The following is a 20,526-nucleotide window of genomic DNA, read 5'->3' on the forward strand; positions in this document are numbered from 1 at the left end:
ATTGCGACGATCCTATTGGTGACGATTCAGTGCCAACGCTCATGGGCACGCAACCCTGTCTCCCCCCAGAAAAAAAGGAGCGCCCTCGGCGGCGGGCGCTCTGGCAAGCGGCATATCAAGATGCCACTTTCTCTTCGACCGGCATGGCAGAGGCACCCGGTTTGATGACGGCATACGCCACCCCGGCGATCACCGCGCCCACCGCGATGGACAAGAGATACAGCAGCGCCAGGTTGACCGCGTGGGGAATCAGCAACACGAAGAGCCCACCATGCGGTGCCATCAACTGAATACCGAAATACATCGACATGGCCCCGGTCACGGCACCGCCGACGATGCATACCGGCAACACACGCAGCGGGTCTTTGGCGGCGAAGGGGATCGCGCCTTCGGTAATGAAGCAAAGCCCCAACACGAAGGCCGCCTTGCCCCCCTCGCGCTCGGTCGTATCGAACTTGCGCTTGGCCAGCATGCTAGCGATCCCCATCGCCAGTGGCGGCACCATCCCCGCCGCCATGATGGCCGCCATCGGCGCATAGGTCTCGCTCGACAGCAGCCCCACACCAAAGGTATACGCCGCCTTGTTGACCGGCCCGCCCATGTCGACGCACATCATCCCGCCGAGCAGCAGGCCCAGCAGCACGGCATTGGTCGAGCCCATGCTGTCGAGGAAATTGGTCAACGCATCAAGCAGCCCCGCCACTGGCGTGCCGATCACATAGATCATCACCAGACCGGTAAACAAGCTCGCCAGCAAGGGGATGATCAGGATGGGCTTGAGTGACTCCACGCTCGCCGGCAGCTTGAGATAGCGTGTGATTGCCTTCGCCGCATACCCCGCGAGAAAGCCGGCGAGGATCCCCCCGATGAAGCCCGCACCAATGTTGCTGGCGAGCATGCCGCCGATCATGCCCGGCGCGATCCCCGGCCGGTCGGCGATGGAATAGGCGATATATCCCGCGAGGACCGGTACCATCAAGGCAAAGGCGGTATCGCCACCGATCTGCATCAGGGCAGCGGCCAGTGTGCCCTCTTCCTTGAAGGCCTCGATACCGAACACGAACGACAAGGCGATGCACAAGCCACCGGCGACCACCATCGGCAACATGAACGAAACCCCGGTGAGCAGGTGCTTGTAGACCCCTTTGTCCTTGACGCTTTTGCCCTTGCCGGCAGTTTTGTCGCTTGACCCAGCAGCACCGCCCTGGCGCTCCACGACGGCTTCGGCGAGGGCTTCCTGTACAGTCTGCCGAGCCTTCTTGAGCGCATTGCCCGTCGATGTGCGGTAGATACGCTTGCCCGCGAAGCGCTCGTCGTTGACTTCGATATCGCAAGCCAGCAGCACCACATCGGCCTCAGCGATTTCCGCCTCGCTGAGTTGATTCTGCGCCCCGACCGAGCCCTGGGTTTCGACGCGGATATGATGCCCAAGGCCACGCCCGGCCTCTTCCAGCGCCTCGGCCGCCATGAAGGTATGCGCGACCCCCGTCGGGCATGCCGTCACCGCGACGATACGTTGGCCTTGATCATCATCGCCCCCAGCGGTGATCGTGGGCGCCGCCTGCGGCGTTGCTGTGTCACCGCCAGCGAAGAGTTCGGCCTCGCGCTCGGCCCGTGACAGGAACGCATCCGGGTCGGGCAGCGCTTCGGCGATGGGCGCTTGGAACAAACGCTTATCCGCGAAACGCGACGCCTCCGGCACATGGTCGGCGGCCACGATCACCAATTCGGCATCACGCACGTCCGCCTCTGACACCGGCTGCGGTGGCTCGAGCTCACCATGCATTTCCACTGTGACCTGCCAACCGCGACGCTGGGCGGCCTGCTCAAGGCGTCGAGCAGCCAGAAACGTCGTCGCCACGCCACTTGGGCAGGCCGTGATCAGGATCGCTTTCATGAATCCTCCCTCGCGTTATCGTCAAGCCGATGCACGCACGTGTTTTGTTGGAGTTGCTCTAGGTCCGGGGCATGCAAATCGCCGACCCCGACATGGCGCACCGCCTCGGCGGACAATCCACTCGCCAGGCGCAACGCGTCCTCGGCAGGCAAGCCCGCCAATTGGCCATGCAGCATTGCCGCCAGCAACGTATCACCAGCGCACACCGTGCTGACGACTTCGACGCGCGGCGGCATGGCCTGCCAGCTGCCTTGCGGCCCCACCCACAGCATGCCTTCGTCGCCCAACGACACCAGGGCGTGCTCGATGCCTGACGCATGCAAGCGTATGGCGGCGGCCAGGTGCGACGCGGCGCCTTCCAGCGGCTCACCCGCCCACTCGGCCAATTCCGTCTCGTTGGGTTTGACGGCGCTGGGCACAGCAACAATCGCGGCGTTCAACGCCGTACCGCTGGTATCCACCCAGACCGGCAGCTCATGCCCACGCAACCAGCCGATCAAGGCGGCCAAGTCGTCGGGGGTTACGCCTGGCGGCAAGCTGCCGGCGATCACCACCGCGTCAGGGCGTGTCGCGGCGTCCGCCACTCGTACCTCGAGCGCGGCATACAGCGCCGTCAGATCATCGTGCGCAATCTCAAGACCGGGGCCATTGATATCGGTGACCCGGCCCTCGGCTTCGGCGAGCTTGGCATTGATGCGCGTTTCTCCAGGCAGGCGTAGGAAGGCATCCTCCAGCCCCCAATCGGCAAAGGCACGCACGAAGGCGCCATCGTTGTCGGCGCCCAGAAAGCCCGAGACCGCCACCTCATGACCCAACGTCGCTAGTACACGGGCAACATTGACGCCCTTACCCGCCGCCTCGAGGTGGGTGGCATCGGTACGATTGACCGCCCCCAGGGTCAGCGCGGGCAAGCGAATCGCCAGGTCCAGCGCCGGGTTGAGGGTCAATGTCAGCACGCGCGCCATCAGAGGGCCTCCAGCGCTTCGCGCACGGCGTCACTGGTCGCCTGACGCAATGCCGTCTCGGCGTGCTGGCGCGCGGTGGCGAGGGTCAACTCACGCAGCCGCGCCTTGACCATCGGCACCTGCCTTGCCGACACCGACAGCTCGTCGACGCCCAGCCCCACCAGCACGGCCACCGCCTGGGCATCGCTGGCCAGTTCGCCGCACACGCCCACCCATTTGCCCTGGGCGTGCGCCGCATCGACGGTCATGCGGATCAGCGCCAGCACCGCCGGGTGCAAGCCGTCGGCCTGGGCCGACAGCTCGGCATGGCCACGGTCGATGGCCAGGGTGTACTGGGTCAGGTCGTTGGTGCCGATGGAGAAGAAATCCACCTCGGCGGCCAGGCTCGGCGCCAACAGCGCGCACGAGGGGATCTCGATCATCACCCCCAGTTGCACGTCGCCAGCCTTCACCTCGGCCTGCACGCGATCGAAGATCTCGCGAGCGGCGCGGAACTCGGCGATGTCCTTGACCATCGGGAACATGACCCGCAGCGGCCGATCGCCGGCGGCAGTCAGCAGGGCACGCAGTTGCGTCTCGAGCACCTCGGGGCGGGTCAGCGCCAAGCGAATGCCCCGCAAACCGAGGAAAGGGTTATCTTCTTGGGGCAGCGGCCAGTACGGCAAGGGCTTGTCACCGCCGACATCCAGCGTGCGGGCGACCAGCGGGCGCCCGTCGAGCGCGTCGATGGCCTGGCGATATTCGGCGATCTGGGTGTCCAGATCCGGCGCTTCGGGGTGCGCCATGAATACGAACTCGGTACGCAGCAGCCCCACGCCCTCGGCGCCGCGTTCGACGGCATCCGCCGCGTGAGCCGTGTTGCCCAGGTTGGCGGCTACTTCGACACGATGGCCATCCTGCGTGCGCGCTTCCTCATGCCGCGCAGCATAGGCCTCACGCTCGCGCATCTCGTGCTCCTTCAAGCGCAGCTCGGTACGCGACCGGCGCTCATCGGAGGGTGCGGGAATCACGCGGCCACGCTCGCCATCGACGATGACATCAATGTCATTGGTCAGCGTCAGTACGCGTTCGCCAGCGCCCACCACGGCAGGAATACCCAGCGCGCGGGCGAGAATCGCACTGTGCGAGGTGGCGCCGCCACGCGCAGTGACCAGACCCCGTACCTTGCTGGTATCCAGCCGCGCGACGTCGGACGGGCCGACATCGTCGGTGACCAGCACGTAGGGCGTTTCCGGCGGCGTGGGCAGGCGCACGCCGCACAGAATCCCCAGCACGCGGCGGCCGACGTCACGCAGGTCGGCGGCACGCTCGGCAAGCAGACGATCGGCGAGGTTTTCCTGTGCTCGGGCGGCGGTGTCGATGGCTGACCACCACGCCGCCTCAGCGCTCATGCCGGTATTCAGCGACTCGTGTGCCGCTTCGCGCAGCTCGGGGTCGTCGAGCATTTCCTCGTGCATCGACAGTATCTCGGCGACCTCGCCGCCCTGAGCAGTCCGCACCAAGGCACGAAGTTGCTCAGCGGCTTCTCGGATCGCGGCATCGAGACGGGCCAGTTGCGCGGCGCTATCGCCGCGACGAGTGTCGTCGAGGCCGTCGGCCCGTTCGGGGTACTCGAATCTCGGCGTGCGCATCACGAAGGCCGGCGCGATGGCCAGCCCCGGCGATGCCGGCACGGCGGGATGCGCGACGTCGTCTTCCAAGGGCGCGGGGAGGCTCTCATCCTCGTCGGCAGGCGCCTCGAACGACGCCTCCTGAAGAGGTGTCACGTGCTCACCGAGGCCATCCCTGACGGCCGCGACAAGAGCTTCCAGTGCCTCGCTGGCGCCATCCCCTTCGGCGGAGAACACCAGCGTCTGGCCACGTCGCGCACCCAATCCGATGACCTTGGTCAGACTCGCCGCCGAGACCGCCTCAGCACTGCCCTCGAGCAGACGCACCTTGACCGGCATGGTTTGGCGTCGGGCAACCTGCACCAGTTGTTTGGCCGGACGCGCATGCAGCCCGTGGGCATTGAGTACCGTCGCGCGCGCAGTCTCCGCTTCGGCGGACTCACCGGACAGCCGCGCCAGCAGGGTCGTGGCGTCGGCATCGGCGAGGCTCTCGCCGTCGCCGGCATCCAGCAGGCTACCCAGGCGTTCGAGCAAACCGCGATGCGCATCACCTTGCGCCGCCAGACAGAAGACCGCATTGACCGGCCCCTTGGGGCCCGAGAAAGCCTGTTCCGGCGTCGCCACGCCCAGCGTCGGCGTGATGACGCCCTGGGCACTGCTCACCAGCCATAATCCCTGGCCTAGCGCCACCGGCTCCAGCGTGTTGATCTCGGCCACGAAGCTGCTATCCACGCTGCCCACCTGACGCAACCGCGCCGCGGCGGCCAGCGCTAACTCGAAGCGATCGCGCGCGGGGAACCCCAGGCACAGCGTATCGGCATCCAGGCGCGCCTCGACCGGTGCCTTGGACAACAGCGTAATGATCTCTTCACGAGTGTCGGCAGCCGCCAGACGCTCAGCCACGCCGTCGCGATCGAGCACGTGCGTCAACTGGCGCAGAATATCGAGATGCTCGTCGCTCTGCGCGGCGATGGTCACCAGCAGCGTCACCCGCTGGCCATCGTGCCACTCTATGCCCTGCGGGAATTGCAGTACCCGCACGCCGGTGGTCTTGACGTGTTCGCGACTCTCGGGAGTGCCGTGAGGAATGGCAATACCATTGCCCAAGTAGGTCGACGACTGCGCCTCACGCGCGTGCAGGCCGTCACGGTAACCGGGCGCCACACGGCCGGCCTCGACCAAGGCCTCGCCAGCCTGATTCAAGGCATCGCGCCAATCATCGGCGTGCCGGTCGAGTAGAACGTCTTCGCTTGTCAGTGTCAGCATGGAGATCTCCAGAATGCCGCCGGAACGGAGCCGTCCGTTCCTCGGGTAAGGCCAACGATCACGCCCGACGTGGTTCCTGCATAGAGGAATAAGCACCGTTGAATCGGGACATGCCGACGATTGGATGCCAACCATCCGGCGGTTGCGGATGACGGGCTGAATCGTGTCAGCTATCTTGAAGGCAATGCTGAAACGTTCACCACGATTTATCAAGCCGCACGGGACTAGACCTTCGCAGGGGCGGACAAGCAAGACCGCGTGTCAGCCTCTAGAATAGGCGCTTTTGTATCGTCGGCTCATTCAAGGAAGACATCCATGACTCTCGCAGAAATCGCTCGACTGGCGGGCGTCTCGCGTACCACGGCCAGTTATGTGATCAACGGCCAGGCCGCCGAGCGGCGCATCCGCCCCGAGACGGTGGCGCACGTCATGGCCGTGGTTGCTAAGCATGACTACCGTATCGATGCCCAGGCAGCGGCGCTGCGCCGGGGCGCGAGCCGCACGCTGGGCTTCATCGTGCCGGACCTGGAAAACACCAGTTACGCCCGCCTGGCCAAGCGTCTGGAAAATGGCGCGCGCCGGCTGGGCTATCAGTTGCTGATCGCAGGCTCGGACGATGATCCAGACACCGAACGCGAGCTGGCGCGTGCCTTGCGCGCCCAGCGCTGCGATGCCCTTATCGTCGCCAGCAGCCTGGCCATGGATGACCCGTTCTATCCCGACCTAATGGCGAGTGGTCTGCCGATCATTGCGCTCGACCGCGCCCTAGACCCTGAACGCGTGGTCTGTGTGGTCAGCAACAACCATCAGGCCGCCGGCGCTCTGACGCGCTCGGTGCTCGACGCCGAGGTCGCTCGCATCGCTTGGCTGGATGCAGTGCCGGAGCTGTCGATCAGTGTGGAACGGCGGGCAGGCTTTCTGGAGACGGTTCGCGAGGCATCCCTCGACGACCCGATATTGCTCAGCGGTGCGCGCTACGACCGTGCTACCGGTGCGGCACTCATGAGGCGGCTGATCGACGAACATGGCATTCCCGATGCTCTCGTCACTGCGTCCTATGTGCTGCTCGATGGCGTCTTCGATGTTCTGCTCGAACAAGGGGGGCTACCCGAAGAGCTGCGTCTGGCCACGTTCGGCGACGATCGCTTGCTCGACTTCCTGCCGATGGCGGTCAATTCGTTGCCCCAGCACCACGACCGCATCGCCGAGTTGGCACTCGACCGGGCCATGCAGGCGGCGCGCGGCGATTACCGTCCCGGCATCGATATCATCGAACGCTCGCTGCACGATCGCCGAGCTCTCAAACGGACACATGCACCGATTGGTTGACCTGCGGCATTGGCCCAAGCTCGCACAACTGTCCATGCTTTCTTCGGGATTGTCATTCATCCGACGAGGCACGTCATGAAACAGCAAGAGCTACCACTGCAAGACCGTCGAGACGCCGGCCGGCGCCTCGCCCAGCGATTACAAGGCCATGTTGACGCTTCGGCTCTCGTACTGGGTCTCCCCCGTGGCGGGGTGCCGGTTGCTGCCGAGATCGCGCATGCTCTAGGCGCCACACTCGATGTGATGGTAGTCCGCAAGCTGGGGGTGCCCGGTCACGAGGAATTCGCCATGGGCGCCATCGCCAGCGGTGGCGTACAGGTACTCGACAAGCCCCTTATCCAGCGGCTGGGCGTCGACGCGCGGCGACTCGAATCGGTCATCGAGCATGAGCGCCACGAACTCGAGCGTCGCGAACACGCGTTTCGCGGCGACCGAGCTTACCCGTCGCTCACCGGCCGGCAAGTGATACTGGTCGACGATGGCATTGCCACCGGTGCAACCATGCGTGCGGCGATTCGTGCGGTGCGCCGCCTAGGCGCCGAGTACTGCACTCTGGCAGTGCCGGTGGCAGCTCCCGAGAGCCTCGATTCACTGCGCCCCGAGGTCGATCACGTCGTATGTCTGGCAGCGCCGGAACACTTTGCCTCGGTGGGTCAGTGGTACCGGCACTTCGACCAGACCAGCGACGCCGAGGTGAGCGCCTGCTTGCGCAATGCGCGAGACGCTTGATGACGGCATGCAAGCCGCCCGTTATGCTGGTCCCATGACGCCGTCTCACACTCCCCTGCCTGCAGTCCTGGCTGGACCGATCCTGCGCCGCGCACTGCCTGACCGCCTGGTGATCTGGCTGGTCGGGTCGCGTCCGCTCGACCTGACATTGACCTTGTACATCGATGACGCGGACACGCCGAGTCAACGCCTGGCGCTGGATCGCTCGTTGTGCCGGCGCGTGCGGGTGGGTACGCACGCCTGGCTGCACCTCATCGACGTGCCGCTCGCCACGCCGCTACCCTGCAACCGCTCGATCGGCTATGACCTGCTCGTGACCGACGACGCCGATGGCAAGACACAGGGTATCGCCGACTGGGCATCGCATCTGCTCCATGACGAGGCGATCCGTCCGAGTTTCGTGCTGCGCTCGCGTTTCGATTCGCTGCTGCATGGGTCGTGTCGTAAACCGCACCATCCTTCTGGGGACGGCCTGGCACGTGCCGATGCGCATGTCGAGGCGATGCGGGGCAGCCCTGAACGCATGCCAGCGGCGCTGGTGATGAGCGGCGATCAAATCTATGCCGATGATGTTGCCGGGCCAATGCTGGTCGCCATCCACGCGCTCATTCAGCGACTGGGGCTATTCGGCGAGTGTGTGCAAGGCGCCGTGGTCGAGGATGCTGACAGCCTCTACATGCACCCCGATACGTATTATCGTCGGGAGCACTTGCTGCCCGCGTTCGAGGCCAACGAAAAACTGCGCGAGCGCTTCTTCGGCGGTGTCCGCAAGCCGGTATTCACCACCAGCAGTGCGCACAATCACTTGATCACGCTGGCCGAGGTCATAGCCATGTACCTGCTGACGTGGTCACCAACGCCCTGGACGCTGATCGAGGTGGCACGCCCCGCGCTCGACGATTCCCTGGCCGAAACCTTCGACACTGAGGCCGGGATCATCGCCGCCTTTCGCGAGGGCCTGCCTCGCGCCGCGCGCGTGATGGCCCATCTGCCGACCCTGATGATCTTCGATGACCACGACGTCACCGATGACTGGAACCTGTCCGCAGCCTGGGAGGAAACCGCCTACGGCCACCCGTTCTCGCGACGCATCATCGGCAATGCCTTGCTGGGGTATCTGTTATGCCAAGGATGGGGCAACGACCCCGACGCCTTCCGCTCGCTATGGCCCACGTTGGAGGCGTTATTCGAGCAACGCGACGCCGAGGGGCGCCTCGACTGCCAAGCGCAGGACGCCCTCATCAAGCGCCTGCATGATTTTGACCACTGGCATTATCAGCTTCCCTCCACGCCGCCCCTCGTGGTACTCGACACCCGCACACAACGGTGGCGCAGTGAGCGGCACCGCCATCATCCTTCGGGACTGATGGACTGGGAAGCATTGAGCGAACTCCAACAGACACTGCTCGGACAATATTCGGTGATCGTGGTCTCGCCGGCACCGATGTTCGGGGTGAAGTTGATCGAGGGTATACAGCGCTTATTCACGCTGGCGGGCAAACCGCTGCTGGTGGATGCAGAAAACTGGATGGCCCACCGCGGCGCGGCCAGCGTCATGCTCAATATCTTTCGACATACCCGCACACCCGGCAATTACGTGATCCTCTCCGGTGACGTGCACTATTCTTTTGTCTACGATATCGAGATTCGCCATCGCCAACACGGCCCACGCCTATGGCAGATTACCAGCAGCGGGCTCAAGAACGAGTTTCCCACGCGTCTACTGGATATATTCGACCGTCTCAACCGCTGGCTGTATGCCCCAGCGTCGCCGCTTAACTGGTTCACCAAGCGTCGACCCATGCACATTCGCCCACGCTACCCGCAAGGGGCCAGCCACGGTGAGCGACTATGGAATCAAGCCGGCATCGGACTGGTCACCCTGGATGCGCAAGGCCGCCCGGTGGATATCGCCCAGTTGGGCACCGACGGCAGCACCACATACTTCCTGACAGACGGCTGACGCCAAACGGCATCAACCAAAGGTCCGACTTACGACAAGGCGCGCGGTGCGGCAGAGCCCCCAACACCGAAAGATGGCGCATGCGCGGCATGCAGCCGTGCGATCAATTGATCCTCAAGCGCGAAGCGCTCGGTTAGGGCCTTGCTCAGGCGCTCTAGCCAGGCCGGCAGACGCGTCACATAATGCTGGCAGCGCGTCGGCGTCGAGTAATCGTTGTCGAACTCCAGCACCATTTGCGTGGACATCTCTAGTCTTTCGAGCAGACGATCGGCCAGGGTCAGGGCGTCTCGGTCATCGAACGCCACCGCCTCGTCGCGCAGCTTCGGATAGACTTCGAAATGTCCCCCACTGATATAGTCCATCAGGGCTTCGCTGAAGGCATCGATGCGCGCTTTGGAAACCGATTCCAGTTCCGCATCGCAGGCCTCGCGCAGCTCCATCAGCGTCACCAGCATGTCATAGCGTTGTTGCAGCCAACGGTCGATGAGCGTGTGCACCCCGCCCCAGCGCTCAAGTACCGTCTTGGTATCTTCCAGCATGATGAGTCTCTCCTGTCATGGCCGCGCGGGCCACTCCCTGACATTGAGGAAAGCGGCTCTCCTGCCGCCTTCCCGCCCTTCAACGGCGGCGAATCACGATACCGGCCAGCATTCCCAATGGGATCAGTAGCAGCACGGCGAACCCCACAAGCGTCCATTGTGGTATCGACATGCCCAACAGCAAGCCGTGTATCTCGGCGCATTCTCCCGAGCCGGAAAGCACTCGCGAGACTACGCTCCACAATGGCAGCACTTCCATCATGTAGTCCAGTCCTGGACCGCAACTGGGCACACTTTCCGCGGGCAAAGACTGCAACCATACATGGCGCGCGGCAACCGCCACGCCCATTGCCGCAGCCAGGGCGCCCAAGCTGGCATAAACGCCGCGCCCGACGCGTCCCGCAGGATTGTGCACCGCACCCACGGCGAAGACGAGCGCCGCAAGCAAGACCGCAATACGCTGCCCGATACACAGCGGACAAGGCGTCAACCCATAGACATATTGCAATACCAAGGCCACGCCCATCATCAGCACGCACATCGCCAGGCCCAGCAAACAGCCTCGACGCACGTTCATCGCGGCCAATCGGGTAATCATCGTCACGTCTCCTCAGGCAATCCGACTAGTATCGTGTGGGGGGGGCTTCGCTTCGCTCATGAAAAAGCCTGTGCCGCAGGTGCAGCACAGGCCTTGGACAACGCTTCGACTCACGCGACGCTGAGAGGTTTACCCGCGCGCTCGAAATAATGCGCCAAGAAGGCCGCGAAATCCTCATGATCGGCGCGCTCGATATCGCCTTGCTGCTGATGCGAGGTCTCTACGAGCTGCTCGAACAGCGCCTCGCGCGCCCGATCCATAGGTGCTTCGCGTAACTCGGCCGCCTGTTGTTCGGCCAGGGCACGTGCTTGATCAAGGTATTCGACGCCTTCGTTGACCAGCTGAGCGTAAAGCTGGCCGGACGGCGTCAATTCGGGGTCGTCGAGGCGTGGCGCGAGCGCCGCGAGGGCGTCGCGATGCGGCGTACCCTCCTCATTGGTGTCGAGCAGCTCGGCGACACCATCGAGCTCAGCGAAGATGTCGTGGCCCCAATCGCGCAAATAGCACTGGCGATCGCCGACACTCAGCTTGAGCTCAGGATCACGGCCGCGCTCCACCACCAGGCGGCGGTTGTCGTCGAGGCGGTCGCACTCCTCGTCGGGAATCCATGGGCTCTCGGAGAGTAGACACCACATCAGGAAGGTATCTAAAAAGCGCATCTGCGTTTCGTCGATACCCAAGGGCGTAAAAGGATTGAGATCCAGGCAGCGCACCTCGATGTATTCGACACCACGCGCCTCCAGCGCCTGGGTGGGCGTCTCGTCGTGACGCGCCACGCGCTTGGGGCGGATATCGCTGTAATACTCATTCTCTATCTGCAGAATATTGGCGTTGAGCTGACGCCAGTCGCCATCCACATTGACGCCGAAGCGCTGGTAATCCGGCCACGGAGTGCTGATCGCATGCCGCAGCGTGCCCACGTAGTTGGACAACGAGTTGAAGCAGATCTTGAGCTGCTCCTGCACCTTGTTCTGATAGCCCAGATCGGACATGCGCAGGCTAGTCGCATAACGTCCCGCCAATGTGTGCTCGCCCAGCGCCTCGAGGTGCGCCGGCGCCGGACCGGTCAGGAAGCTGCGATCCAGCGCCGGCGACGCCCCGAACAGGTACAGCAGCAGCCAGCTATGACGGCGGAAGTTACGGATCAGGTCAAAATAGCGGCTGGAGCGATAGCCCTCCAGGCTCTCGCCGTCGCGGCCTTCGAGCTCACGCAGCATCGGCCACAGGTTCTCGGGCAGCGAGACATTGTAGTGAACGCCAGCGATGGACTGCATGATGCGCCCATAACGCACGTCTAGCCCCTTGCGGTAGACGTGCTTCATGATGCCAACGTTGGAGGTGCCGTAATCGGCGATGGTCACGCTGTCATTGCCATCCAGACGGCTCGGCATGCTCGCCGGCCAGATCAATTCGCCATCAAGCTTGCGATAGCTATAGCGCAACAGATCACCGAGAAACGCCAGAGCGTCATCGGGGCGACAATAGACCGGCGTAATGTACTCGAGCAATGCTTCCGAGTAATCGGTGGTGATATAGGGATGCGCGAGCTTGGAGCCCAGGGCATGGGGATGGGGCGTTTGGGCGATGCGCCCGGCGCCATCGACGCGCAAGCCTTCTTTCTCGATGCCGCGGCGCAAACGGCCGAATCGCCCTTGGCGAGCCAGCCCGTGCATGCGCTGAATGGCGGTGGCGAGTGTTTCGGACAAGATAAATTCCCTCACGTCTGGGAAAAGCACGGCTTTTCCCCTGGTGTCACCGGTGGATCGTGTCTTGCCGGCATCGCCGGACGATCTCATGTGTGCGGCTAACGGAAACATCGCCGAGGACAACCCGGCGGATCGTCGGCCCCTGAGCGCGCCGCATTAAAAAACCATTATGGAGGCGGCCGGCCACCTTTCAAGGCAAATCGCGCGCACGAGGCGTTTCACGATTGGCGACGTGCCTTCGCCAATGCTTCGCCGAGCGCCCCAAGACCCTCGCTCGCCGGTTGCGAATCACGCTTGCCGCCCCCGCCACGCTGCCCGCGTGAGCGACGCGGCTCGTCGCCTCGCGAGGCATCACTCGGCGTATCGCCCATGCGCATGGACAATCCGATCCGGGCGCGCTCGAGATCGACTTGCATGACCTTCACTTTGACGATGTCGCCGGCCTTGACCACCTGACGCGGATCCTCGACGAACTTCTCGGAGAGTGCCGAGATATGCACCAGGCCATCCTGATGAACACCGATATCCACGAACGCCCCGAAGTGCGTGACGTTGGTCACGCTACCCTCGAGGATCATCCCTGGCTCGAGATCCTTGAGCGTTTCCACACCTTCGCGGAACTCGGCGGCCTTGAACTCGGGGCGCGGATCGCGACCAGGCTTGTCGAGCTCCTTGAGAATATCGCTGATGGTAGGCACACCGAAGGTATCATCGACGTAATCGGCCGGATTGAGCGATTTGAGGAAGCCACTATCACCGACCACGCCGGCTAGCTCACGCTCATGACGCTGGGCGATGCGGTTGACCACCGTGTACGCCTCGGGGTGCACGGCGCTGGCATCGAGCGGGTTGTCACCGTCCGCGATACGCAAGAACCCCGCGCACTGTTCGAAGGTCTTGGGCCCCAGCCGGCTGACATCCAGCAGCTCGCGACGCGACGTAAAGCGCCCCTTCGCATCGCGCTGGGCCACGATGTTCTCGGCCAGCGTCGGATTAAGACCGGAAACCCTGGATAGCAAGGCGCCGGACGCCGTGTTGAGCTCGACGCCCACGGCGTTGACGCAGTCCTCGATGACCGCCTCCAGACTGCGCGAGAGTTGGACCTGGGAAACGTCGTGCTGGTACTGGCCCACGCCGATGGATTTGGGCTCGATCTTGACCAGCTCGGCGAGCGGGTCTTGTAGGCGCCGGGCGATGGAAATCGCGCCGCGCACGGTGACATCGAGCTGCGGGAATTCGCGCGAGGCGAGCTCTGAAGCCGAATACACCGAGGCGCCCGCCTCGCTGACCATGACCTTGGCAAGCGGCCGCGACGCCTGTTTGACCACCTCGCCGGCGAGTTTGTCGGTCTCGCGGCTGGCGGTACCGTTGCCCACCGCGATCAGGGCCACGTCATGCTTGTCGACCAGCCCCGCCAGCGTGGCCAGGGACTGATCCCAGCGCTTCTGCGGCGCATGCGGATAAATCACCGTGTCTTCCAGATACTTGCCGGTCGCATCGACGACCACGACCTTACAGCCGGTACGCAGGCCCGGGTCGATAGCCAAAGTCGCCTTCGCCCCGGCGGGCGCTGCTAGCAACAGATCCTTGAGATTGGCGGCGAAAACCTCGATGGCCTCGCGCTCAGCGCGTTCGCGCAGGCGACTCATCAACTCGGTCTCTAGGTGGGTGTAAAGCTTGACCCGCCAGGTCCAGCGCACTACCTCCTTGAGCCAACGCGAGGCCGGCTGCGTGGCGGTGAGTGCCACGCCAGCATGCTTGGCAATGGCGACCTCGGCAGGATTAATCTCAGCGTCTTCCTCACCCGGCAGGCGAATCGCCAACGACAGCACGCCCTCGTTACGGCCCCGGAACATGGCCAGCGCACGATGCGAAGGCACTTTGGCGAACGATTCGTCGTGCTCGAAGTAATCGGAGAACTTCGCGCCCTCCTGCTCCTTGCCACTCATCACACGCGAAACAAGTTGCCCTTCACTCCACAGCCGCTCGCGCAGCAGCCCAACCAACTCGGGATCTTCGCTGAACTGTTCCATGAGGATCTGTTTGGCGCCATCCAATGCAGCCTTGGCGTCCTCGATGGCGGGCGTATCGCCTTCAGCGGCGCGAACATATTTTGCCGCTTCGGTCTCGGGATCGAGATCGGGATCGGCCAACAGCGCCTCCGCCAAGGGTGCGAGCCCGGCCTCCCGAGCGATCTGCGCCTTGGTGCGGCGCTTCTTCTTATAAGGTAGGTATAGATCCTCGAGGCGCTGCTTGGTATCGGCAGCCTGGATCAATGCCGCCAGAGCGTCGGTCAATTTGCCCTGTTCGTCGATGCTGGCAAGCACCGCGACACGGCGTTCCTCCAGCTCACGCAAATAGCGCAGACGCTCTTCCAGCGTGCGTAGTTGAATGTCATCCAGCCCGCCGGTGACTTCCTTACGGTAACGAGAGATGAAGGGCACGGTAGCGCCGTCGTCGAGCAGAGCCACAGCAGCACTGATCTGCTGGGAACGAACGGCGAGCTCTTCGGCGAGCCGAGAAACGATCTTGAGATTGGCGTCCATGATGTCCTTGACGTTCTCCGGGCCGGGCGCGAGACGCTCGGCAAAACCTCGGCCCGCGATAACGCGGGCCGTCATGTCGAAAGCCGTTTGTCGAAAACGACCTGTCACAGAAGTGGCGACAAGGTATCACAACCGCCGGCGCGACGCAGATGGCGCTTCCTTATCCCGTCGCGTCGGGCACGAACCGCAGCGCCAGGCCATTGTTGCACCAGCGCAGGCCAGTCGGCTCGGGACCGTCCTCGAAGACGTGGCCCTGATGCCCGCCACAACGCGCGCAGTGGTACTCGGTACGCGGAATCAGCAACACGAAGTCCAGTTCTGTCAGCAGGTGGCCTTCGATATGGTCGAAGAAGCTCGGCCAGCCCGTGCCGGAGTCATACTTCGTGCGCGAAGAGAAAAGCGGCAAGTCACAACCGGCACAGCGATATTCACCGGCGCGCGTTTCCTTATCGAGCGGACTGCTGCCCGCCGGCTCGGTATCGGCTTCACGCAGAACACGATAGCGCTCTTCGCTGAGTCGCTCGCGCCACTCGGCGTCATCAAGCGTGAGCTTCTCGACGTCCGCGCCCCGCTCCAGCGACAACTTAGGGCGTGCCAGGACGAAACTCGGCACCGCACCCAGGATTCCCGCGACACCCAAAAAGCCCAAAAAACGACGGCGATGCATGACGCGCCCTCCTTGCAAGACATAACGGAGAGAGCCGATGGTCGACTCTCCCCGTTAGAGGCAAATTCCACTGAATGGTTCGCTTGGTCAGGGAAGCGAAGGACCGGCGGCGACAATATCCTCGTCGACGCCGTCGAACTTGGCGAAGTTGGCGATGAATTTATCCGCCAACGCCTTCATATGGCGTTCGTAGTCGGCGCTGTCCGGCCATGCCTGGCGCGGATCAAGCAATGTGGAGTCGACGCCCGGCACGGCTACTGGAACGTCCAGGTTCAACCCCTCGATGTGACGCGTCTCGACGTCCTTGAGAACACCGTTTTGGATCGCTGCGATGATGGCACGCGTGGTGGGAATGCTGAAGCGCGAGCCGCCATCGCCGTAGGCGCCACCGGTCCAACCGGTGTTGACCAGGTACACGCGCGACTCGAAGGCCTCGACGCGCTTGACCAGCAAATCGGCGTACTCGCGTGCCGGACGCGGGAAGAACGGCGCGCCGAAGCAGGTCGAGAACGTCGCCTCCAGCCCCTCGGAGGCCCCCATTTCGGTGGAACCGACTTTGGCGGTGTAGCCGGATAGGAAGTGATAGGCGGCGGCTTCCTTGGACAACAGCGAGACCGGCGGCAACACCCCGCTCATGTCGCAGGTCAGGAAGATGATCGCATTGGGCTCGCCGGCCAGGTTCTCGGGCACGCGCTTGTCGATATGCTCGAGCGGATAGGCAGCGCGGGAATTCTGGGTCAAGCCGTCATCGCTATAATCGGGATGGCGACACTCGTCGAGGACCACGTTCTCGAGCACCGTGCCGAAGCGAATGGCCTTCCAGATGAGCGGCTCATTCTTCTCGGAGAGGTCGATGCACTTGGCGTAGCAGCCACCTTCCAGATTGAACACAGTGCCCTCGCCCCAGCCATGCTCGTCGTCACCGATCAGGTAGCGTTCGGGATCCGCGGAGAGCGTGGTCTTGCCGGTGCCCGAGAGACCGAAGAACAACGTGGTTTCGCCATCCTCACCAACGTTGGCGCTGCAGTGCATGGGCAGCACGTCCTTTTCGGGCAGTAAGAAATTCTGCACCGAGAACATGGCCTTCTTCATTTCGCCGGCATAGCGCATGCCGGCGATCAGTACGCGGCGCCGGGCGAAGTTAAGGATAACCGTGCCGTCGGAATTCGTGCCGTCACGCTCGGGCACGCACTCGAAATGCGGCGCATTGAGGATGGTCCACTCGCTCTTGCCCTTGGGGTTGTAGCCTTCGGGACGCACGAACAGGTTCCGCCCGAAAAGGTTGTGCCAGGCGGTCTCGGTGGTGACACGAATCGGCAGGTAATACTCGGGGTCGGCACCGACATGCAATTCGGAGACGAAGTTGTCGCCCTCGGCCAGATAGTCCTCGACGCGCTCCCATAAGGCATCGAAACGCTCGGCGTCGAACGGCTGATTGACGCTTCCCCAATCGATCAAGTCCGCCGTGGAGGGTTCCTTGACGATGAACCGATCCAAGGGTGAGCGTCCGGTTCGCCGTCCGGTATTCGCCACGAAGGCACCGTTATCGGCGAGATGGCCTTCACCGCGCGCGATGGCATGCTCGATCAACGCAGCGCTGCTTAGATTGGTATGGGTCTGCACGGGACGTGCCTCGTGGGTTGCCGGGGAGGCGGCTGGGGTCGTGGTCATTATCGTGTCCTGGGCCCGAAGGGCGTTTCTCTCTCGTTAACCGATGCTTACTCGCCAGGGCCACCCGGACAATGGATTGCCTCTTGTGAGGACAAGGCGAGACTGAGGGGCCGTCATTATGGCAAAAAGGCTCTGCGCGGAAAACGTCGCCAGCACGGTAACGACACCGCGCGCACTTGGGCATGACGCGCGTCAGATCAATGCAGGGTCGAGGCGTCGGCGCCCGGCGACTCGATCAGCGCCTCGATATCGGCGGCATTGAAGCGATAATGGCTATGACAGAAGTGGCATTGCGTTTCCACTTCGCCTTGTTCGCGCACGATGCTGCGCAATTCCTCGGCACCCAAGCCATGCAGCGCATTGGCGATGCGCTCGCGCGTACAGGTACAACCGAAGCGTAGCGTCTTGGGGTCGAAGACGCGGGTCTGTTCCTCATGAAAGAGGCGATGGAGCAGCTCGCGTTGCTCGAGGTCGAGCAATTCCGCATCGCTCAGCGTGGTGGCCAGATGCGCGGTGCGCTCCCAGGCATCAGGATCGCTATTGGCCTCATCGTCGGGCAGTTGCTGCAGCAGCATTCCCGCCGCACGGCGACCATCGGCCGCCAACCACAGGCGAGTGGCCAGCTGTTCGGAACGCGCGAAGTAGTCCTCCAGGCAGGCGGCCAGGCCATCGGCCTCGACGGCGACGATGCCCTGATAGCGCTGCCCCTCGCGAGGGTCGAGCGTGATCACGATCTGCGCCTCGCCAACCAGGGACGTGAGCGAGGTGTTTTCCTCGGGAAGTGCCGCTTCATCGTCAAGACGCGCGATAGCACGCAAGTCGCCCCCGGGATTGGACTCCGCCATCAGCAAACGCACGGCGCCCTGGCCACGTACCTCAAGGCTTACGGTGCCATCGAGCTTGACTGTCTCGGTGAGCAGAGCCACGGCGCTCAATAACTCGCCTAGCTGACGGCTTACGGCCTCGGGATAAGCATGCTTGTCGAGTACCTCGGCGTAGGCCTGCTGCAGGTTGACGATTTCGCCGCGCACGTTGGTAGCGTCGAAAAGAAAACGTTGGATCTGGTCGGTCATGATGGTTCGTCGTCAGGTTGGGGAAAGCCGGAAGGGATGCCATGCCGGCATTCAATCATCGAAGCCATGGCGCTGGAAGTCCTGAATCGCGCGGCGCTGCTTCTTGTCGGGGCGACCATGTGGCCCTTGCATGCTTTGGTTGGCCAGGCGCCGATTTTGGGCTTCGCGCTCACGCCGTGCCAGGCTGGCCGACGTTTCACGGTAGAGCTCGCGGGCCTCGGCGGCGCCGCGGCGCTGACCGGAGAGCCCCGTCACCTCGACTTCGAGGGTGTCCCAGCCTTGCGGCACTTTGACCAAGGCGCCGAGCTCGACCGCCTTACTGGTCTTCACGCGCCCGCCATTGTAGTGGACCTTGCCACCTTCTATGGCTTTCTTGGCCAGGCCACGCGTCTTGAAGAAGCGTGCCGCCCATAGCCACTTGTCGATACGGATCGTGTCGCTCATGTTTCTCCCTGCATCGCCGCCTCAATACGCGAGAACGCCCTACGAACGAGACGTGTAACGTGGGTGCCGCAGGGCGACTTTTCAAGGCGGGAGGAGGCGCGATCAACGGCGCGCTGCACTCGGCATATCCTGCGGCAAGAGCGTGGCGAAACGCTCGAGGGCGATGAAATTTTCCAGCTCGCGCTCGGGTCGTTGGCTGTCGGGCTGCTTGATGCCCAACAAATAGCGAATGCCGTATTCGCGCGCGCTTTCCAATACCGCGGGGTTGTCATCGATGAACAAGGTACGCGCGGGCTCGAACGGTTCGATGTCCTGCAACGCGAACCAGAACTCGGGCGCTTCCTTGGCGACGCCCACGTCCGCCGACGAGACGATGGCATCGAGATACCCTTCAAGCCCGGTCAGCGGCAACTTGAGCGCCAAACTTTCACGGTCGGCGTTGGTCGCCAGCACGACACGCGGATGCGCCTTCTTGAGCCATTTGAGGAAATCCAGCGCATCGCCGCGCAAGCCGATCAAGTGCTGCACCTCACGCTTGAGCGCGACCACATCGACGCCCAGCTCACGGCTCCAGTAGGCCAGGCTGTACCAGTTGAGCGTGCCCTGCTCGCCGATGATACGCGAACGTAGCGTATCGGCGTGATGGGCATCCAGCTTGTGCAGTTCCACATAGCGCTGCGGCAAGTGTTCCAGCCAGAAATGGCTGTCGAAATGCAAATCCAACAGTGTGCCATCCATGTCGAGCAGCACAGTGTCGATGGCGTTCCAGTCAACCATGATGGGCTCCCGCCAGGGTGGATATCGAACCTAATGCTCCCTTATTGTACGCTGCATGATAGCTACCCGCACGGAGACACCATGGCCTTTTCTTCCCATCACGATGGCGGCATGCCGCCCGACGACACCGGCGTGGGCCATCCCAAGCCACACCTCTTGAGCCGCCGTGAAGTCGCCCGCAGCCGCTTGTTCGCCGTCGAAGAGCTCGAGTTGCGCTTCGCCAACGGCGCCGAGCGCACTTTTGAGCGCCTCACGGGCAGCGGCAATGGCCATGGCGGTGGCGCCGTGATGATCGTCGCCATGCCGGACCCGGAGCATGTATTGCTGATTCATGAATATGCCGCGGGTTTCGACGACTATGCCTTGACCTTGCCCAAGGGGCTCATCGACCCCGGCGAGGACATCGTCAGTGCCGCCAATCGCGAATTAATGGAAGAGTGCGGCATGGGCGCGCAACGCATCGAGCCACTGGTGGAGCTCTCCCTGGCACCCAACTACATGAGCCACCGCATCCATGTCATGCTCGCCACCGACCTTTATGAGAAGCGCTTGCCCGGCGATGAGCCGGAACCGCTGATCGTCGAACGTCACCCTATCGAGGATATCGCCTCCCTGTTGGCGCGCGAGGACTTCCATGAAGGACGCGCCATCGCCGCCCTGTTCATTGCGCGCGACCGCCTACGCAGCGAGCGCACCCACGAACAGTGGTGGTGAGTCATCGTCCAAACGCAACGAAGCCCCGCCGT

16 protein-coding genes are annotated in these 20,526 nt (G+C 63.4%); 4 read left to right on the top strand and 12 right to left on the bottom strand.

What is annotated here, in order from left to right:
• Positions 1-115 precede the first annotated feature (115 nt).
• From fruA to ptsP, 3 genes are read right to left on the bottom strand one after another with little or no spacing between them, the layout of a single operon-like run.
• Positions 116-1,897 carry a PTS fructose transporter subunit IIBC gene (gene fruA / locus L1075_RS06775; protein WP_246940980.1) on the bottom strand — a complete coding sequence of 594 codons (1,782 nt, stop codon included), beginning with the start codon at positions 1,895-1,897 and terminating at the stop codon, positions 116-118.
• On the bottom strand, positions 1,894-2,862 hold the full coding sequence (gene pfkB / locus L1075_RS06780) for a 1-phosphofructokinase (protein ID WP_246940983.1): 969 nt from the start codon (positions 2,860-2,862) through the stop codon (positions 1,894-1,896). The genes fruA and pfkB overlap by 4 nt, the downstream gene beginning before the upstream one ends.
• Positions 2,862-5,738: a phosphoenolpyruvate--protein phosphotransferase gene (ptsP, locus tag L1075_RS06785; RefSeq protein WP_246940985.1), complete on the bottom strand. Its 2,877-nt coding sequence runs from the start codon at positions 5,736-5,738 to the stop codon at positions 2,862-2,864. Before ptsP ends, pfkB begins: the two co-directional genes overlap by 1 nt.
• 315 nt (positions 5,739-6,053) lie before the next feature.
• Here ptsP and cra point away from each other — a divergent pair, with 315 nt between their 5' ends.
• The 3 genes from cra (at position 6,054) to L1075_RS06800 (ending at position 9,759) form a co-directional block, all read left to right on the top strand.
• Positions 6,054-7,067 (top strand): catabolite repressor/activator, encoded by a 1,014-nt coding sequence (cra, locus tag L1075_RS06790; protein ID WP_246940988.1) that lies wholly within the window; start codon positions 6,054-6,056, stop codon positions 7,065-7,067.
• 75 nt (positions 7,068-7,142) lie between these two features.
• A complete protein-coding gene (locus L1075_RS06795) occupies positions 7,143-7,796 on the top strand; it encodes a phosphoribosyltransferase (RefSeq protein ID WP_246940991.1) in 654 nt (217 codons plus the stop codon).
• A 34-nt stretch (positions 7,797-7,830) separates the two neighbouring features.
• Positions 7,831-9,759, top strand: coding sequence for a metallophosphoesterase family protein (locus L1075_RS06800; protein ID WP_246940994.1), 1,929 nt, complete (start codon positions 7,831-7,833; stop codon positions 9,757-9,759).
• A 29-nt stretch (positions 9,760-9,788) separates the two neighbouring features.
• On the opposite strand, the gene rsd is transcribed toward L1075_RS06800, so the two are convergent.
• The 9 genes from rsd to yrfG all read right to left on the bottom strand — a co-directional run bounded on the left by rsd (position 9,789) and on the right by yrfG (position 19,780).
• The gene (rsd, locus tag L1075_RS06805) at positions 9,789-10,298 is read right to left on the bottom strand and encodes a sigma D regulator (RefSeq protein ID WP_246894030.1); all 510 of its coding nucleotides are present in this window, start codon (positions 10,296-10,298) and stop codon (positions 9,789-9,791) included.
• Positions 10,299-10,377: 79 nt separating this feature from the next.
• On the bottom strand, positions 10,378-10,896 hold the full coding sequence (locus tag L1075_RS06810; RefSeq protein ID WP_052445019.1) for a disulfide bond formation protein B: 519 nt from the start codon (positions 10,894-10,896) through the stop codon (positions 10,378-10,380).
• A 110-nt stretch (positions 10,897-11,006) separates the two neighbouring features.
• Positions 11,007-12,569, bottom strand: a complete 1,563-nt coding sequence (gshA, locus tag L1075_RS06815) for a glutamate--cysteine ligase (RefSeq protein WP_052445059.1) — start codon at positions 12,567-12,569, stop codon at positions 11,007-11,009.
• A 251-nt stretch (positions 12,570-12,820) separates the two neighbouring features.
• Positions 12,821-15,148, bottom strand: a complete 2,328-nt coding sequence (locus tag L1075_RS06820) for a Tex family protein (protein ID WP_246941003.1) — start codon at positions 15,146-15,148, stop codon at positions 12,821-12,823.
• A gap of 160 nt (positions 15,149-15,308) precedes the next feature.
• Positions 15,309-15,815 carry a peptide-methionine (R)-S-oxide reductase MsrB gene (msrB, locus tag L1075_RS06825; RefSeq protein ID WP_178999728.1) on the bottom strand — a complete coding sequence of 169 codons (507 nt, stop codon included), beginning with the start codon at positions 15,813-15,815 and terminating at the stop codon, positions 15,309-15,311.
• Positions 15,816-15,902: 87 nt separating this feature from the next.
• Positions 15,903-17,486 carry a phosphoenolpyruvate carboxykinase gene (locus L1075_RS06830; RefSeq protein WP_246940997.1) on the bottom strand — a complete coding sequence of 528 codons (1,584 nt, stop codon included), beginning with the start codon at positions 17,484-17,486 and terminating at the stop codon, positions 15,903-15,905.
• A 197-nt stretch (positions 17,487-17,683) separates the two neighbouring features.
• Entirely contained in the window at positions 17,684-18,559 is an 876-nt protein-coding gene (gene hslO, locus L1075_RS06835; RefSeq protein ID WP_246894026.1) for an Hsp33 family molecular chaperone HslO, read from the bottom strand.
• Positions 18,560-18,610: 51 nt separating this feature from the next.
• On the bottom strand, positions 18,611-19,003 hold the full coding sequence (locus L1075_RS06840; RefSeq protein WP_075368070.1) for an RNA-binding S4 domain-containing protein: 393 nt from the start codon (positions 19,001-19,003) through the stop codon (positions 18,611-18,613).
• 102 nt (positions 19,004-19,105) lie between these two features.
• Positions 19,106-19,780, bottom strand: coding sequence for a GMP/IMP nucleotidase (gene yrfG / locus L1075_RS06845; RefSeq protein ID WP_075368071.1), 675 nt, complete (start codon positions 19,778-19,780; stop codon positions 19,106-19,108).
• A gap of 111 nt (positions 19,781-19,891) precedes the next feature.
• Here yrfG and nudE point away from each other — a divergent pair, with 111 nt between their 5' ends.
• Entirely contained in the window at positions 19,892-20,494 is a 603-nt protein-coding gene (nudE, locus tag L1075_RS06850; protein WP_098060075.1) for an ADP compounds hydrolase NudE, read from the top strand.
• The last annotated feature ends 32 nt before the right edge of the window (positions 20,495-20,526 follow it).

Source organism: Chromohalobacter beijerinckii, assembly GCF_023061185.1.
In the GTDB taxonomy this organism is placed as follows: domain Bacteria; phylum Pseudomonadota; class Gammaproteobacteria; order Pseudomonadales; family Halomonadaceae; genus Chromohalobacter; species Chromohalobacter beijerinckii.

Bases quoted from the DNA above. Each gene is read 5' to 3' on its own strand.
- fruA (WP_246940980.1), bottom strand. From the start codon at position 1,897: ATGAAAGCGATCCTGATCACGGCCTGCCCAAGTGGCGTGGCGACGACG.
- L1075_RS06820 (WP_246941003.1), bottom strand. From the start codon at position 15,148: ATGGACGCCAATCTCAAGATCGTTTCTCGGCTCGCCGAAGAGCTCGCC.
- pfkB (WP_246940983.1), bottom strand. From the start codon at position 2,862: ATGGCGCGCGTGCTGACATTGACCCTCAACCCGGCGCTGGACCTGGCG.
- hslO (WP_246894026.1), bottom strand. From the start codon at position 18,559: ATGACCGACCAGATCCAACGTTTTCTTTTCGACGCTACCAACGTGCGC.
- L1075_RS06800 (WP_246940994.1), top strand. From the start codon at position 7,831: ATGACGCCGTCTCACACTCCCCTGCCTGCAGTCCTGGCTGGACCGATC.
- cra (WP_246940988.1), top strand. From the start codon at position 6,054: ATGACTCTCGCAGAAATCGCTCGACTGGCGGGCGTCTCGCGTACCACG.
- L1075_RS06840 (WP_075368070.1), bottom strand. From the start codon at position 19,003: ATGAGCGACACGATCCGTATCGACAAGTGGCTATGGGCGGCACGCTTC.
- ptsP (WP_246940985.1), bottom strand. From the start codon at position 5,738: ATGCTGACACTGACAAGCGAAGACGTTCTACTCGACCGGCACGCCGAT.
- rsd (WP_246894030.1), bottom strand. From the start codon at position 10,298: ATGCTGGAAGATACCAAGACGGTACTTGAGCGCTGGGGCGGGGTGCAC.
- L1075_RS06830 (WP_246940997.1), bottom strand. From the start codon at position 17,486: ATGACCACGACCCCAGCCGCCTCCCCGGCAACCCACGAGGCACGTCCC.
- nudE (WP_098060075.1), top strand. From the start codon at position 19,892: ATGCCGCCCGACGACACCGGCGTGGGCCATCCCAAGCCACACCTCTTG.
- yrfG (WP_075368071.1), bottom strand. From the start codon at position 19,780: ATGGTTGACTGGAACGCCATCGACACTGTGCTGCTCGACATGGATGGC.
- L1075_RS06810 (WP_052445019.1), bottom strand. From the start codon at position 10,896: ATGATTACCCGATTGGCCGCGATGAACGTGCGTCGAGGCTGTTTGCTG.
- gshA (WP_052445059.1), bottom strand. From the start codon at position 12,569: ATGCACGGGCTGGCTCGCCAAGGGCGATTCGGCCGTTTGCGCCGCGGC.
- msrB (WP_178999728.1), bottom strand. From the start codon at position 15,815: ATGCATCGCCGTCGTTTTTTGGGCTTTTTGGGTGTCGCGGGAATCCTG.
- L1075_RS06795 (WP_246940991.1), top strand. From the start codon at position 7,143: ATGAAACAGCAAGAGCTACCACTGCAAGACCGTCGAGACGCCGGCCGG.